The sequence below is a fragment of the Ruegeria sp. CF1 genome, from assembly GCF_056537445.1.
On record NZ_JBQFRN010000001.1, the window covers coordinates 280,141 to 293,553 of the forward strand.

Annotated in this window: 17 protein-coding genes; 13 read left to right on the forward strand and 4 right to left on the reverse strand. The window is 58.6% G+C overall.

Annotated elements, in window-relative coordinates; translation table 11 throughout:
- The first annotated feature begins 31 nt into the window (after positions 1 to 31).
- The 6 genes from ACRZ96_RS01405 to ACRZ96_RS01430 all read left to right on the forward strand — a co-directional run bounded on the left by ACRZ96_RS01405 (position 32) and on the right by ACRZ96_RS01430 (position 4,369).
- Complete coding sequence (locus ACRZ96_RS01405; protein WP_170396721.1) at positions 32 to 736, forward strand: endonuclease/exonuclease/phosphatase family protein; 705 nt, start codon at positions 32 to 34, stop codon at positions 734 to 736.
- A 72-nt stretch (positions 737 to 808) separates the two neighbouring features.
- Positions 809 to 1,222, forward strand: coding sequence for a Fur family transcriptional regulator (locus tag ACRZ96_RS01410; RefSeq protein ID WP_170396723.1), 414 nt, complete (start codon positions 809 to 811; stop codon positions 1,220 to 1,222).
- 136 nt (positions 1,223 to 1,358) lie between these two features.
- Positions 1,359 to 2,237 (forward strand): DMT family transporter, encoded by an 879-nt coding sequence (locus tag ACRZ96_RS01415; protein ID WP_170422062.1) that lies wholly within the window; start codon positions 1,359 to 1,361, stop codon positions 2,235 to 2,237.
- 144 nt (positions 2,238 to 2,381) lie between these two features.
- A complete protein-coding gene (gene eno / locus ACRZ96_RS01420; RefSeq protein ID WP_170406273.1) occupies positions 2,382 to 3,659 on the forward strand; it encodes a phosphopyruvate hydratase in 1,278 nt (425 codons plus the stop codon).
- A 122-nt stretch (positions 3,660 to 3,781) separates the two neighbouring features.
- A complete protein-coding gene (locus ACRZ96_RS01425; protein ID WP_170422059.1) occupies positions 3,782 to 4,099 on the forward strand; it encodes a hypothetical protein in 318 nt (105 codons plus the stop codon).
- 102 nt (positions 4,100 to 4,201) lie between these two features.
- A complete protein-coding gene (locus ACRZ96_RS01430; protein WP_170396730.1) occupies positions 4,202 to 4,369 on the forward strand; it encodes a hypothetical protein in 168 nt (55 codons plus the stop codon).
- On the opposite strand, the gene ACRZ96_RS01435 is transcribed toward ACRZ96_RS01430, so the two are convergent.
- The 3 genes from ACRZ96_RS01435 to mazG all read right to left on the reverse strand — a co-directional run bounded on the left by ACRZ96_RS01435 (position 4,366) and on the right by mazG (position 6,670).
- Positions 4,366 to 4,815: a GNAT family N-acetyltransferase gene (locus ACRZ96_RS01435; protein ID WP_170422057.1), complete on the reverse strand. Its 450-nt coding sequence runs from the start codon at positions 4,813 to 4,815 to the stop codon at positions 4,366 to 4,368. The genes ACRZ96_RS01430 and ACRZ96_RS01435 overlap by 4 nt on opposite strands.
- On the reverse strand, positions 4,812 to 5,750 hold the full coding sequence (locus ACRZ96_RS01440) for a nucleoside hydrolase (RefSeq protein WP_480814167.1): 939 nt from the start codon (positions 5,748 to 5,750) through the stop codon (positions 4,812 to 4,814). The genes ACRZ96_RS01435 and ACRZ96_RS01440 overlap by 4 nt, the downstream gene beginning before the upstream one ends.
- Positions 5,751 to 5,812: 62 nt before the next feature.
- Entirely contained in the window at positions 5,813 to 6,670 is an 858-nt protein-coding gene (gene mazG / locus ACRZ96_RS01445; protein WP_480771491.1) for a nucleoside triphosphate pyrophosphohydrolase, read from the reverse strand.
- Between the two features lie 66 nt (positions 6,671 to 6,736).
- On the opposite strand from mazG, the gene ACRZ96_RS01450 reads away from it, so the two are divergent.
- Genes ACRZ96_RS01450 through ACRZ96_RS01465 form a run of 4 tightly spaced genes read left to right on the forward strand, consistent with a single transcriptional unit; the run spans position 6,737 to position 10,348 of the window.
- A complete protein-coding gene (locus ACRZ96_RS01450; RefSeq protein ID WP_480705016.1) occupies positions 6,737 to 7,900 on the forward strand; it encodes a M20 aminoacylase family protein in 1,164 nt (387 codons plus the stop codon).
- 12 nt (positions 7,901 to 7,912) lie between these two features.
- Positions 7,913 to 8,881 carry an agmatinase gene (gene speB / locus ACRZ96_RS01455; RefSeq protein WP_170509509.1) on the forward strand — a complete coding sequence of 323 codons (969 nt, stop codon included), beginning with the start codon at positions 7,913 to 7,915 and terminating at the stop codon, positions 8,879 to 8,881.
- Between the two features lie 60 nt (positions 8,882 to 8,941).
- Positions 8,942 to 9,889: an agmatinase gene (gene speB, locus ACRZ96_RS01460; RefSeq protein WP_480705014.1), complete on the forward strand. Its 948-nt coding sequence runs from the start codon at positions 8,942 to 8,944 to the stop codon at positions 9,887 to 9,889.
- A gap of 45 nt (positions 9,890 to 9,934) precedes the next feature.
- Positions 9,935 to 10,348 (forward strand): DUF1499 domain-containing protein, encoded by a 414-nt coding sequence (locus ACRZ96_RS01465; RefSeq protein ID WP_480438606.1) that lies wholly within the window; start codon positions 9,935 to 9,937, stop codon positions 10,346 to 10,348.
- Here ACRZ96_RS01465 and ACRZ96_RS01470 read toward each other — a convergent pair.
- Entirely contained in the window at positions 10,274 to 10,576 is a 303-nt protein-coding gene (locus ACRZ96_RS01470) for a hypothetical protein (RefSeq protein ID WP_170406248.1), read from the reverse strand. The genes ACRZ96_RS01465 and ACRZ96_RS01470 overlap by 75 nt on opposite strands.
- A 62-nt stretch (positions 10,577 to 10,638) precedes the next feature.
- Between ACRZ96_RS01470 and prfA the strand changes: the two genes are divergently transcribed.
- The 3 genes from prfA (at position 10,639) to ACRZ96_RS01485 (ending at position 13,357) form a co-directional block, all read left to right on the forward strand.
- Positions 10,639 to 11,694: a peptide chain release factor 1 gene (gene prfA, locus ACRZ96_RS01475; protein WP_170646597.1), complete on the forward strand. Its 1,056-nt coding sequence runs from the start codon at positions 10,639 to 10,641 to the stop codon at positions 11,692 to 11,694.
- Entirely contained in the window at positions 11,691 to 12,548 is an 858-nt protein-coding gene (gene prmC / locus ACRZ96_RS01480; protein ID WP_480705012.1) for a peptide chain release factor N(5)-glutamine methyltransferase, read from the forward strand. Before prfA ends, prmC begins: the two co-directional genes overlap by 4 nt.
- Positions 12,549 to 12,775: 227 nt before the next feature.
- Entirely contained in the window at positions 12,776 to 13,357 is a 582-nt protein-coding gene (locus ACRZ96_RS01485; protein WP_170396747.1) for a DUF4167 domain-containing protein, read from the forward strand.
- Positions 13,358 to 13,413: the final 56 nt, after the last annotated feature.

The following is a 13,413-nucleotide window of genomic DNA, read 5'->3' on the forward strand; positions in this document are numbered from 1 at the left end:
GATCTTGGGTTAAATCAGTTTAAGTGTGCCGATGACCTACCGCTCGACCTTGCGCCTTGCCAGTTACAACATTCAGAAATGCGTGGGACTCGATTTCCGGCGGCAGCCGCAGCGGATATTGCAGGTCATCGAAAGCATGCAGGCCGATATCGTTGTTCTGCAGGAGGCGGACAAACGATTGCCGCCCCGTCCTGCCGCTTTGCCACATTTCATGTTGGATGAGGCCGGGTGGCAGATCGTGGACCTGGGCGGTGCCGGTAGTCTTGGTTGGCATGGCAACGCGGTGATCTGGCGTGGGGACGCCATTCAGGTGCGTCAGGCAGGTCATCATGATTTGCCGGGTCTGGAGCCCCGCGGCGCCGTGCGGGTCGAGTTTGATACGCAGATCGGGCCTTTGCGGGTGATGGGGATGCATCTTGGGCTTTTGCCGGCGTCGCGACGCCAACAGATCAGTCATATCCGTCGATGTGATTCTGATCTGGAACACATGCCCACCGTCTGGGCCGGGGATTTCAACGAATGGTCACGCCAGCCGGTTCTTGATCATTTGGCCCCGGACATGCGGTTTCTTCCTCCGGTTCCAAGCTTCCCGGCCGCGCAGCCATTGGGGGCGCTGGACAGAATCGCGGTGGGTCAGGGGCTTGAGGCTGCACTGCACGGGGTGCATGATGCGCGGCCTGCGCATATCGCCTCGGATCATTTGCCGGTCTGGGCCGATCTGCGGCGCATCGCCTGACCGCAAAATCGTCTGTGGCGCAGGGCGCGTAGACATATTAAGACAGAACACCGAACAGTCCCGGGGGTCACCATGTCCGACACGATTATCGCCCGTTGCGAAGCCAAGGGCCTGCGCATGACCGGCCAGCGGCGGACCATTGCACAGGTCTTGCAGCAAAGCGAAGATCACCCGGATGTAGAAGAGCTTTATGCCCGTGCTTCAGCCGAAGATGCGGGAATTTCGATCGCGACAGTCTATCGTACCGTGAAGTTGTTCGAAGAGGCCGGGATACTTGAGCGGCTGGAGTTCGGCGACGGGCGCGCGCGATACGAAGATGCAGAGCGTGATCACCACGACCACCTGATCGACATGCAGTCAGGCGAGGTGATCGAGTTTGTCGACCCTGAGATAGAAGCGCTGCAAGAAAAGATTGCGGCCAAGCTTGGCTACAGGCTGAAAGGCCATCGCCTTGAATTGTACGGCGTACCGTTAGAAAAAGACTGACACATCACGAAAATCGATCGGTCGGTGAACGCGATTTCATCGAACATGTCGTAATACTGCTTGCGACGTCGCAAAGGTTGCGGTTTTGCTGCCGGGAAGGTCCGCCTGTCAGCGGCCTGTTCCAATGGAAACGCGCATGAACAACGTAAACGGCATTTTGCTGATCATCGGCTCGATGGCGGCCTTCGCGCTTGAGGACATGTTCATCAAGCATCTCTCGGTCAGTGTGTCGACCGGGCAGATCATGATCGCATTGGGTCTGATCTGCGGGGCTGTGTTCACGCTTATGTCTATGGCAACACGCAAACGCATCTTCGACCCGGTCGCGTGGCAACCTTTGCCGCTGATCCGTGCCGGGACCGAAGCCTTTGGTGCACTCAGCTTCGTGACCGCGCTGTCACTTGTTGATCTGTCGACTGTGGCGGCGGTTTTTCAGGCGATGCCACTATTCGTCACGATGGGGGCAGCACTGTTTCTGGGTGAGCAGGTCGGTTGGCGCCGTTGGAGCGCCATCGGGATCGGCTTTGTCGGCGTCTTGATGATCATCCGCCCCGGGTTCGAGGGATTCCAGCCGGAATCATTGTTTGTTTTGGTATCGGTCGTTGCGATCGCGGCACGTGATCTGATCACACGCAGGTTGGATGTTCGCGTGGCCTCGTCGGTCGTCGCATTGCAGGCCTATATCGGAGTGGCGCTGGCTGGCGCGGCCCTTATGGTGTTCACAGCACAGCCCGTTGTGCCGCTGCAAGCTGCGCAGATCGGGCCTTATCTGGGTGCCATTGGGTTCGGCGTATTGGGCTATTACGGTATCGTAACCGCTATGCGGATTGGCGAAGCTTCAGCGCTGACGCCATTTCGGTATACTCGGTTGGTGTTCTCGATCACGGCCGGGATGCTGATGTTTGGCGAACGCCCCGACAGCATGACGTTGGCCGGTGCCGGTCTGATTATCGGATCAGGTCTGTATACTTTCATTCGAGAACGCCAGCTGGCGCGGGCATTGGCAGTGGCCTAAGCGCCCGCGACCTGTTGGCGCAAACAGCAAACTGTTAGCCCTAAAGGCTGAAAAATATAAGTGTTAGCGATAACGGAAACGGTTTACTTTTCGCCGCGTGCTGGTATGAGGCATGCAACCGTTGGCATCATTGGGACCCGTATCATGAGCACGATCATCGACATCCACGCACGCGAAATACTGGACAGCCGGGGCAACCCGACGGTCGAAGTGGACGTGATTCTGGAAGACGGCACCATGGGCCGCGCCGCTGTGCCTTCAGGGGCGTCGACCGGCGCCTACGAGGCGGTGGAAAAGCGCGATGGTGACAAATCTCGTTACATGGGCAAGGGCGTGCTGGAAGCGGTTGCTGCCGTTAACGGTGAGATCGCCGAAGAACTGGTGGGCTTTGACGCGACCGAGCAGGTGGCCATCGATCAGGCGATGATCGAACTCGACGGGACCGAGAACAAGGGCCGTCTGGGCGCGAACGCTATCCTGGGTGTCTCGCTGGCGACGGCCAAGGCGGCGGCGGATTTCACCACGCAGCCTCTGTATCGCTATGTTGGCGGTACTTCGGCGCGCGTTCTTCCGGTTCCGATGATGAACATCATCAACGGGGGTGAGCACGCCGATAATCCGATCGACATTCAGGAATTCATGATCATGCCGACCTCGGCCGCGAATATCCGCGAAGCCGTGCGCATGGGGTCGGAGGTGTTCCATACGCTCAAGCGCGAACTGTCGGCTGCCGGACTGGCCACCGGAGTGGGGGACGAAGGTGGTTTTGCCCCTAACATCGCTTCGACCCGTGAGGCACTGGATTTCATCCTGCAGGCGGTCGAAAAAGCGGGCTACAAACCCGGCGAGGAGATCCATCTGGCGCTGGACTGCGCCGCCACGGAATACTACCGCGACGGAAAATATGTTCTGTCGGGTGAAAACATCTCGCTGACCTCAGAGGAAAACGCTGAGTATCTGGCGACCTTGGTCAAAGATTACCCAATTATCTCGATCGAAGACGGTATGTCCGAGGACGATTGGGATGGCTGGAAAGCGCTGACTGATGCCATCGGCAACGAAGTACAACTGGTCGGCGACGACCTGTTCGTAACCAACCCAGAGCGTCTGGCCGAGGGAATCGATCGTGGCTGTGCCAACTCGATGCTGGTTAAGGTGAACCAGATTGGATCACTGACTGAAACCCTGCGCGCCGTCGATATGGCCCACCGTGCACGGTATACCAACGTGATGTCGCATCGCTCGGGCGAGACCGAAGATGCCACCATTGCCGATTTGGCTGTGGCGACCAACTGCGGGCAGATCAAAACCGGCTCGTTGGCGCGGTCGGACCGGTTGGCCAAATACAACCAGCTGATCCGCATCGAGGAATCGCTGGGTGAGGTCGCAGAATACGCCGGCGCGTCGATCCTGAAGCGCTGAGTTTGGCGTACTTGGTAAAACCAGATCAGGCCCCGGTAGAACGCCGGGGCCATTTTTTTCTTTGAGTCATTACCGATCCGTCTAAGCTGGGCATCGAAGGCCAACATGGGAGAGGGCGATTTATGACAACATTCAAACGCATCGTTGGCGCTGGGGCGCTATTGATCCTGCCTCAGCTTGCAGGGGCTGATCGTCCGCCTCAGGCAGTGTGCCAGAAAATGGTGGAAGGCGATCCCAGCGGGCAGGTCACGATGGAGGAATGCCTGTGCACCTATAACGTCGCCAACACGGTTTTGGACGATGACATCAAAGAATTATTGTTCGAGTCCTGGTACACAGGTGAGAACATAACTGAACAGTTGAATGCGCTGCCCAAACCCAAACGCGTGCCCCGGCAGTTCAAGACCATGGAGCAGACGTTCAATAAGAACTGCCGCTGATCGTTAAGCTAAACAAACATAAATGTCGTTATGTGTGAACTTGTTCCTATTGCGGCGCTGTGACTCCCGATAGTCTGCAAGCATTGCAGAAAGGGGGACGATATGTCTGCTTCAAAGGTCTTTCTCGTAATTTCAATGCTTTGCGCGGGGATGCTGGCCGCATGTTCAGAGCCTGGGACCTATCCGATCACAGGGATGCAGGTTTCGCAGGATGATCCGGTGCAGGAAATGGCAAATCCGGCGGTAATCTTCCGGGGGGAATCGCGCTAAAGCGATTTGCTCATCAGCATGTAGCGATCGCGCGGTTTAAAACCTGACCGCAGATATAGTTTCTGCGCGGTTTCGTTGGTCCGGTCGACCTCAAGATGCAGGGCGGTCAGACCGGCCTCGGCCAGCGCCTTGGGGAGATCATGCAGCACTTCGGTGGCGATACCGCGTCCGCGGACGGCGGGGCGGATGTAAATCTCATCTACAAAGGCATCCATGCCACCAAACTCGACCGACCAGCCGAAGGTGAGGATGACATAGCCCAGCGGCGCGCGGCCCGGACCGATCAGATATATGCACCCATGGGGTATTCCATCCAGCAGAGGGGCCAGCGCGTTGCGACGTTTCTCGTCATCCTGCGCGATGCCGGATTCCGAGTGAAACGCTGCGACCAGCGCCATCAGTCGGTCCAGATCGTCGGGGCGGGCAAGGCGGAGTGCGGCGGTCATAGGCGGGCAAGTCTTTCTGTGAGCAGGTCGAAGAAACCTTGGGCATCCACGTCACCCATGAACATGGCGTTTGGTGCGCGATCAGTGACCCGCCACCAGTCGGCCACTGTCATGCCCAACGTCAATTCTGATTGGGTTTCGATCTCAACATTGATGTGGCGGCCCGAGAACAACTCGGGTCGGATCAGATAGGCGGTGACGCAGGGGTCGTGCAGCGGTGCGCCCTCCGATCCGTATTTTTCCTTGTCGAAACGTTCGAAGAAATCGGTCATTTCTGCGACCGCATGACCAACCTTGCTGTCCAATGCCCGGAATGCATCGTTGCGATGGGGCGTGACCAGCGCGTCGTGGGTGACATCCAATGGCATTACGACGACATGAATGCCGGATTTAAACACAATATCAGCGGCTTCCGGGTCGACATAAATGTTGAATTCAGCTGCTGGTGTGATGTTTCCAACCTCAAAATACGCACCACCCATCAGCACGATTTCCTGCACCCGGTTGATGATGTCGGGCGCTTTCTGGAACGCTGTGGCGATGTTCGTCAGCGGCCCCAGAGGGCAGAGCGTCACTGTGCCGGGCTCATGCGCGCGTAGGGTATCGATGATAAAATCGACCGCGTGACCTTCGGCCAGAGGCATTTCAGGATCTGGCAAAACAGGGCCGTCGAGCCCTGTTTTGCCATGCACATGCTCGGCGGTGACGAGCGGGCGTTTCAGGGGGCGATCGCATCCGGCGTAGACGGGGATATCGGTGTGACCTGCCAACTCGCACACGATGCGGGCGTTTTTGGCGGTCAGCTCCAAAGGCACGTTTCCAGCGACGGCTGTGATACCCAGAACCTCGATCTCTTCGGGGCTGGCAAGCGCCAGCAGGATAGCAACGGCGTCGTCCTGTCCGGGATCGGTGTCGATTATGATCTTGCGGGGCATTGTGGTCTCCGGGGCCGTGAAGGGCGGACACTCGCAAGTGTCGCGGGGCTTGTCCAGCGGTTTCAGGCCTCGCGTGCGGCATCCACCGGCGGGAGTTTGCCGTTGGCGCGGTGTTCCTCGATTTTCACCTCGTCCCACAGCGCGTCCATTTCGGCCAGATCACTTTGGGTGGGCGTTTTTCCGCGTTCGGCCAGCCGGGCTTCGACCTTCTCAAAACGGCGAGTAAACTTGGCGTTTGTGCGGCGCAAGGCGGCCTCGGGTTCGATGCCTAGGTGGCGGCCGAGGTTGACAATCACGAACAGCAGATCGCCGAATTCATCCTCGAGCGCGTCGGCATCCATGCTGTCGCGCGCCTCTTCCAGCTCAGCGGCTTCCTCGGTGATTTTGGCCAGCACATGGCTGGCGTCGGGCCAGTCGAACCCTACGCGCGCGGCACGTTTCTGCAGCTTATGTGCGCGTAGCAGGGCGGGCAGGTTCGCGGCGACACCGTCTAGTGCACCTTTTTGTTCTTTGCCCGCACGTTCGGCGGCTTTGATGGTTTCCCAGTCCTTTGTCTGTTGATCCGCCGACTTGTCTCGGGACTCATCACCGAAAACATGTGGGTGACGGGTAACCATCTTGTCCGACATGGTGCGCACCACGTCCTGAAAGGTAAAATGCCCAGCCTCTTCAGCCATTTGCGCGTGGAAGACGGATTGGAACAGCAGGTCGCCCAGCTCTCCCTTCAATTCGTCATAAGCCTCGCGTTCGATGGCATCGGCGACTTCATAGGCTTCTTCGATCGTATAGGGCGCGATGGTCGAAAAATCCTGTTCGATATCCCACGGGCAACCGGATTGAGGGTCGCGCAGGCGGCGCATGATTTCCAGCAAACGCTCGATACCTGCGTCCGTGTTGTGGATCAGAGGATTTTCGGCCATTGCGAACCCTTTCGTTCCGGTGTCAGATGCATCCATCCCGCAGTCAGGATCAGGAGTCCACCCCAGATGCCCGTCGTCAACCGAATTGCCGATTACGCCGCTGATATGACCAAGTGGCGCCAGCACCTTCACACCATCCCCGAATTGGAGTTCGAATGCTATGAGACCGCCGCCTTTGTGGCCGAGCGTCTGCGCGAGTTTGGGGTGGATGAACTGCATGAGGGAATCGCCAAAACCGGCATGGTCGCGATCATCAACGGGCAGGGCGAGGGACCGACTATTGGTCTGCGCGCTGACATGGATGCATTGCCGATTACCGAGGAAACGGGCGTGGATTACGCCTCGAAGAACCCCGGTAAGATGCATGCCTGCGGTCATGACGGGCACACAACCATGCTGCTGGGTGCTGCGCGCTATCTGGCCGAAACGCGGAATTTCGCGGGCCGCGTTGCGCTGATCTTTCAGCCTGCCGAGGAAGAGGGCGGCGGCGCGGGCGTGATGGTTGAAGAAGGCATCATGGATCGGTTCAATATCTCTGAGGTTTACGGCATCCATAACACTCCGGGTCGGCCCGAGGGGCTGTTCGAAACCACGCCGGGGCCGCTGATGGCCGCAGTAGATACGTTTGAGATCCATATTCAGGGCGTGGGCGGCCACGGGGCCATGCCGCATGAGACGCGCGACCCGGTGATGGCGGCTTGCGGAATGGCGCAGGCGATCCAAACCATCGTCAGCCGCAACCACTATGCGCTGGACGATCTGGTGGTGTCGGTGACGCAGATACACACCGGAACAGTGAATAACGTGATCCCTGACACCGCTTATCTGAACGGCACCGTTCGCACCTTTGATCCGGCCGTGCAAAGGATGGTCAAAGAGAGAATGGCGCAGATCGTGGCAGGGCAGGCGGCCTCGTACGGTGTTGAGGCCAAGCTGGACTATCAGGAGGGTTATCCTGCCACCATCAATGACGCCGACAAGGCGGCATTCGCGGCTGAAGTGGCGCGGGATGTATCCGGCACGGAACGCGTGAAAGATGATGCTGGGCGTGAGATGGGGGCAGAAGATTTTTCCTACATGCTGCAGGCCCGACCTGGTGCTTACTTGTTCATGGGGCAAGGAGATGGCGCGGGGCTGCACCATCCGAAATACAACTTCAATGACGACGTCGCGCCGATCGGAGCGTCCTTCTTCGCACGGATCGTCGAAAAGGCACAGCCGTTGGGCTGACAGGGAAAAGACATGGCACTGGAAGATGCAAAGAACCAGGTGGATGAGGCATTCACCAACCCCGATCTTAAGGGGCTGTCCTATGAAAACACCTTTGGCGGCGCGACTTCATTCCTGCGGCGGCTTTATACCAAAGACCTGACGGGTGCGGATATCGCGGTAACCGGCGTGCCTTTCGATCAGGCGGTGACAAATCGCCCCGGAACCCGTCTGGGGCCGCGCGCAATCCGTGAGGCGAGCGCGTTGCAATCCCCGGATGCACCCTATGGCTGGCCCTTTGACGCGCTCAGCGAGTTGGCGATCGTGGATTATGGAGATATGGCCTATGACTATGCCAATATCCCGGCCTTTCCCGACACGCTGACCGATCATATCCGTACCATTTTGGCGGCGGATGTGGCTTCGGTCACGCTGGGAGGGGATCACTATATCAGCTTCCCGATCCTTAAGGCCTATGCCGAGAAATATGGGCCAATGTCACTGCTGCAATTCGATGCGCATACCGACACCTGGGCAGATGACGACATGTCCCGCGTGGACCACGGAACGATGTTCTACAAGGCGGTAAAATCGGGGTTGGTTGATCCGAAACGCTCGGTTCAGGTGGGCATTCGCACCACCAACGAAGACACGTTGGGCGTCAACATCATCGACGCGCGCGAGGTTTACGAATCCGGCCCAGCCGCGGTGGCGCAGAAGATCAGGGGTATTCTGGGCGACAGCCCCGTGTACCTGAGCTTCGACATCGACGGTCTGGACCCTGCTTTTGCGCCCGGTACTGGTACGCCGGTCTGGGGTGGGCTGAGCTCCATCCAGGCGCAAATCATCCTGCGCGACATTGCCGGGATCAACATCAAGGGCGGCGATGTGGTTGAGGTATCTCCGCCATACGATACCTCTGGTGCGACGGCGATTGCGGGGGCTCATGTGGCAACACAGATCATTTGCCTTTTGGGGTGGAACAAGCTGGTGAAGCCTTAACCTTTGGTTAGGCATAATCCCGGTATCTGCTTGGTTAAGGCACCGGATCGGAGACATCACATGACCCAATACAACCAACCGATTGGCGGCAATGATCTGGCACGGTTTTCGGGGCCGAACACGTTTATGCGGTTGCCACAGGCGTCGTCGCTGGACGGGCTGGATGTGGCGATCCTCGGGGTTCCGATGGATATCGGCACTTCGTGGCGGTCGGGCACACGGTTCGGACCCAAGCAGATTCGCAGTGAAAGTGCGATGATCCGGCCCTATAACATGTCCAATGGCGCGGCACCGTTCGACCATTTGCAGATCGCAGATATCGGCGATCTGGCGATCAACACTTTCTCGCTCGCCGATAGTCTTAGGATCATCAAGGAAAGCTATGACGGCATTTTGGCGCAAGGTGTTGTACCAGTGGCGATAGGTGGGGATCACTCGATCACTTTGCCGATCCTGCGGGCGATGGCAGCCAAGCACGGGCCTGTGGCTCTGGTGCACGTGGACGCTCATGCTGACGTGAATGATGAGATGTTCGGTGAAATGGAAACCCACGGCACTGTCTTCCGGCGCGCCTATGAGGAAGGGCTGATTGTCCCTGACAAGACCTTTCAGATCGGCATTCGAGGCTCGGGTTACGCCGCCAGCGACTTTACCGAGGCACAGGGTTGGGGGTTCCGTCAGTACCCGGCGTGGGAGCTGTGGCAACAGAACCTGACCGAAATCGGCTCTTTGATCCGTAAAACTGTTGACGATCACCCGGTCTATATCACCTACGATATCGACAGCCTCGATCCGGCCTATGCACCCGGAACAGGCACGCCCGAGATCGCAGGTCTGACCACTCCGCAGGCGCTGCAGTTGATCCATGCGCTGGCGGGCATGAACGTGGTGGGCTGCGATCTGGTCGAAGTATCTCCACCCTATGATCCGTCGGGCAATACGGCACTGACCGCAGCCAATCTACTGTTCGAGATGCTGTGCATTCTGCCCGGAGTGACGTCACGATAGGGGTGCGACGCCATCCTCTGACCGAGTAAGCAGGGCATAGCGGGAATGAATGGGCAGATGAAAATGGTGCTGTGGCTGTTGATTGCGGTGGGCCTTGCAATGGGTGCCTATATCAGACTTGCGCCTTCAGATCCTGTGCGCTGGCATGTGGCCCCTGAAGACGCGGAACGAGACCTGAAGGGTGGTGTCGTTCGAGTCGTCGAAACCGGTCCTGATGGGCTGGCGCGTCTCGATAAAATTGCGCGCGCAACACCACGCACCAGTGTTCTGGCCGGATCTCTAGAAGAGGGCATGATCACCTATATCACCCGTACCAAGGTATTCGGGTTTCCCGACTACACCACCGTGCAGCAAGACGGTGATACGCTGCGTATCTATGCCAGATTAAGATTTGGCCGGAAAGATTTCGGCGTTAATCGGGACCGGGTCACCCAATGGCTTGCTTTGCTGCAACCCTGACGACAAACAGCCCTCTTGCACCTCGCGCCACATGGGCACGTTCAGCGACATCTGGCATTGGGCCATGAACATGCGGCCGTCGACCTGCAGGCATATCATCTCTCCCAACTCGATGCGGGTGCCGGATTTGTCGGTGCAATAGCAATCTTGCACCTTGCCTCCGGGGCCAACAACATCGGCCATTCCGGGCGTCGCAATGAGTGTCAGGGCTAAGATCAGTCGCTTCATGGCCCAAGCCTAGCACAAGGCAGGGCCTTGACCAAAGCCTCTGGATGATAGACACCGCGCGGATGATCCCCGAAGAACGCCTTGAACAGATAACTCAGCGATTCCAATACCTCGAAGCGGCCATGGCGGATGGTGCCTCGGGCGGGGATATTGCAGTTTTGGCAAAGGAATATTCCGACCTCAAGCCGGTGGTCGATCAGATCATGGCGTGGCGTCAGCTGGTTTCAGATCTGGCCGAGGCCGAGGCAATGCTGTCCGACCCGGACATGAAAGAGCTAGCCGAAGAGGAAATTCCAGAACTGCAGGCGCGTATCCCCGAGGCGGAGCATGCCTTGCAGCTGGCGCTGTTGCCCAAAGATGCGGCTGATGCGCGCCCGGCAATGCTGGAAATTCGCCCCGGCACCGGCGGGGATGAGGCCGCGCTGTTCGCCGGAGACCTGTTGCGCATGTATCAACGCTATGCCGAAGCGCGGGGCTGGCAGTTCGAGATCATCGAGGAACAAGCGTCTGATCTTGGTGGGGTCAAAGAGGTGGTGGCACATATCAAGGGCGACAATGTCTTTGCGCGGATGAAGTACGAATCCGGCGTGCATCGCGTGCAACGCGTGCCCGAAACCGAAAGCGGTGGGCGCATTCATACCTCGGCGGCGACGGTGGCGGTTTTGCCAGAGGCCGAGGATGTGGACATTCAGATCGATGCCAATGACATCCGTATTGACACGATGCGCAGCTCGGGCGCTGGGGGGCAGCACGTGAACACGACGGATTCTGCTGTGCGGATTACCCACTTGCCCAGCGGTATCGTGGTGACCAGTTCCGAGAAATCCCAGCACCGAAACCGTGAGATAGCGATGCAGGTGCTGAAAACGCGCCTTTATGATCTTGAACGGCAGCGGATCGACAGCGAACGCTCGGCGGATCGCGCCAGTCAGGTCGGTTCAGGTGACCGGTCGGAACGGATTAGGACGTATAACTTCCCGCAAGGCCGCATGACGGATCACCGCATCAACCTGACGCTTTATAAGCTGGATCAGGTGATGCAGGGCGATCTTGATGAGGTGATCGACGCGCTGACCGCAGATGATCAGGCTCGGCTTCTGGCCGAAATGGCGCAATGATTGCGGCGCTGACAGCCGCGCAGGCCATGGTCGCTGCAACCGCACGTTTGCGCGCAGCCGGTGTGCCTGATCCAGCGCGGGATGCGCGGGTGCTGCTGGCGCATGCGGCGCGGATCGAGGCCAGCCGGGTGACTCTGATCGCGCCCGAAGAACTGCCTGTCGATATTGCGGAACGCTATGACCAGCTAATTTCGCTGCGGGCCATCCGTGTGCCGGTGTCGCATCTGTTGGGCGAGCGGGAATTCTATGGCCGCCGGTTCCGGGTCAGCCGCGATGTGCTTGATCCACGCCCCGAAACCGAGGCTTTGATCGAGGCGGCGCTGAGTGAGCCGTTTGACCATGTACTCGATTTGGGTGTGGGCTCGGGCTGTATCCTGATCACCTTGCTGGCCGAGCGGGCGAGTGCCTCGGGCGTCGGCGCCGACCTCAGCGAAGCTGCCTGTCTGCAGGCCAGCGCCAATGCGGTTCAGCATAAGGTACAGGCGCGCGCCGAGATTCGGCAATCTGACTGGTTCGAAAACATTGAGGGTCAGTTCGATCTGATTGTTTCGAATCCGCCCTATATTTCAGCGGACGAGATGCATGCGCTTTCCCCTGAAGTGCGCGAACATGAGCCGCGCATGGCGCTGACGGATGAGGGCGACGGTTTGGATGCCTATCGCCGTATTGCGGCGTCGGCCCCGGATTATCTGATGCCCGGCGGGCGTATCCTGGTTGAAATTGGCCCGACACAGGGCGCTTATGTTTCTGCCCTTTTTGATGCCGCTGGTTTGACCGGCGTAAAGGTGATCCCAGATCTGGACGGGCGTGATCGTGTTGTGGGGGCCAGAATGCCGCCTTCTAAGCGAAACTGAGGCCGAAAAATGCCGATTGATGTAAAAAAGCTGCGACATTTTCGAGAATCCCCTTGTCTGAACGCTCAGGACATGTTTACTCAGGATTAGTCGGCGAGGTTGACGCTGTTTCAGCGCACCCCTGACGCCAAGCCCAAAAAGTCGATAGCGCGTAACGGCACAAGCCACTGAGCAGCGTTAGATACGGGTTGATCGACAGTGAATTGATAAGGCTGACGTAAAGTAAGATGAGATCTTCCAAATCCCGCTCGCGGGCCAAGAACAACCGCAATCGTCCTTCTGGCGGAAACGTCGTAAACCGGGTTTTTGACAGCTCGGGCCCCGAAGGCAAGGTGCGTGGCACACCGCAGCAGATCATTGACAAATACAACCAATTGGCGCGCGACGCCCAGTTGTCGAATGACCGCGTGGCGGCTGAGAACTTTCAGCAACACGCCGAGCACTATCTGCGCATGCTAAGCGAAGCGCAGCGCGAGATCGAAGCGCGCCGCGAAGAACAAGAGCGCCAGAACCGCGAACGACAGGCTGAGCGTGATCGTGAACGCGCCGAGCGTCAGGAACGCGAAGCAGCCCGTCAGGCCGATCCGGCCGAGGCTCCGCAGCCGGACGTTGTGGATTTCGGGAATGAGGCGGCTGCGCCCGATACAGGGCTGGTCGAGACGCCGGAAAGCAAGGATGCCGAGCAACCCGAAGCGACCGAGCGTAAGGAAAAGCCGCGCCGCCCGCGCACCCGGAAGCCAAAGGCTGCCACCCCTGCGGCTGAGGATGCACCCGCTGACAAGGGCGACGCACCCGAGGCAGCTGAATAAGCGCTTTTTGATCATGAATTGAATGAAAACCCCGGGCAAAGGCCTGGGGTTTTTTC

Excerpts from the sequence above, each read along its gene's own strand:
- prmC (WP_480705012.1), top strand. The coding sequence starts at position 11,691 with ATGATTGCGGCGCTGACAGCCGCGCAGGCCATGGTCGCTGCAACCGCA.
- speB (WP_480705014.1), top strand. The coding sequence starts at position 8,942 with ATGACCCAATACAACCAACCGATTGGCGGCAATGATCTGGCACGGTTT.
- eno (WP_170406273.1), top strand. The coding sequence starts at position 2,382 with ATGAGCACGATCATCGACATCCACGCACGCGAAATACTGGACAGCCGG.
- ACRZ96_RS01470 (WP_170406248.1), bottom strand. The coding sequence starts at position 10,576 with ATGAAGCGACTGATCTTAGCCCTGACACTCATTGCGACGCCCGGAATG.
- ACRZ96_RS01450 (WP_480705016.1), top strand. The coding sequence starts at position 6,737 with ATGCCCGTCGTCAACCGAATTGCCGATTACGCCGCTGATATGACCAAG.
- speB (WP_170509509.1), top strand. The coding sequence starts at position 7,913 with ATGGCACTGGAAGATGCAAAGAACCAGGTGGATGAGGCATTCACCAAC.
- prfA (WP_170646597.1), top strand. The coding sequence starts at position 10,639 with ATGATCCCCGAAGAACGCCTTGAACAGATAACTCAGCGATTCCAATAC.
- ACRZ96_RS01410 (WP_170396723.1), top strand. The coding sequence starts at position 809 with ATGTCCGACACGATTATCGCCCGTTGCGAAGCCAAGGGCCTGCGCATG.
- ACRZ96_RS01425 (WP_170422059.1), top strand. The coding sequence starts at position 3,782 with ATGACAACATTCAAACGCATCGTTGGCGCTGGGGCGCTATTGATCCTG.
- ACRZ96_RS01430 (WP_170396730.1), top strand. The coding sequence starts at position 4,202 with ATGTCTGCTTCAAAGGTCTTTCTCGTAATTTCAATGCTTTGCGCGGGG.
- ACRZ96_RS01435 (WP_170422057.1), bottom strand. The coding sequence starts at position 4,815 with ATGACCGCCGCACTCCGCCTTGCCCGCCCCGACGATCTGGACCGACTG.
- ACRZ96_RS01485 (WP_170396747.1), top strand. The coding sequence starts at position 12,776 with ATGAGATCTTCCAAATCCCGCTCGCGGGCCAAGAACAACCGCAATCGT.
- ACRZ96_RS01405 (WP_170396721.1), top strand. The coding sequence starts at position 32 with ATGACCTACCGCTCGACCTTGCGCCTTGCCAGTTACAACATTCAGAAA.
- ACRZ96_RS01465 (WP_480438606.1), top strand. The coding sequence starts at position 9,935 with ATGAATGGGCAGATGAAAATGGTGCTGTGGCTGTTGATTGCGGTGGGC.
- ACRZ96_RS01415 (WP_170422062.1), top strand. The coding sequence starts at position 1,359 with ATGAACAACGTAAACGGCATTTTGCTGATCATCGGCTCGATGGCGGCC.
- ACRZ96_RS01440 (WP_480814167.1), bottom strand. The coding sequence starts at position 5,750 with ATGCCCCGCAAGATCATAATCGACACCGATCCCGGACAGGACGACGCC.
- mazG (WP_480771491.1), bottom strand. The coding sequence starts at position 6,670 with ATGGCCGAAAATCCTCTGATCCACAACACGGACGCAGGTATCGAGCGT.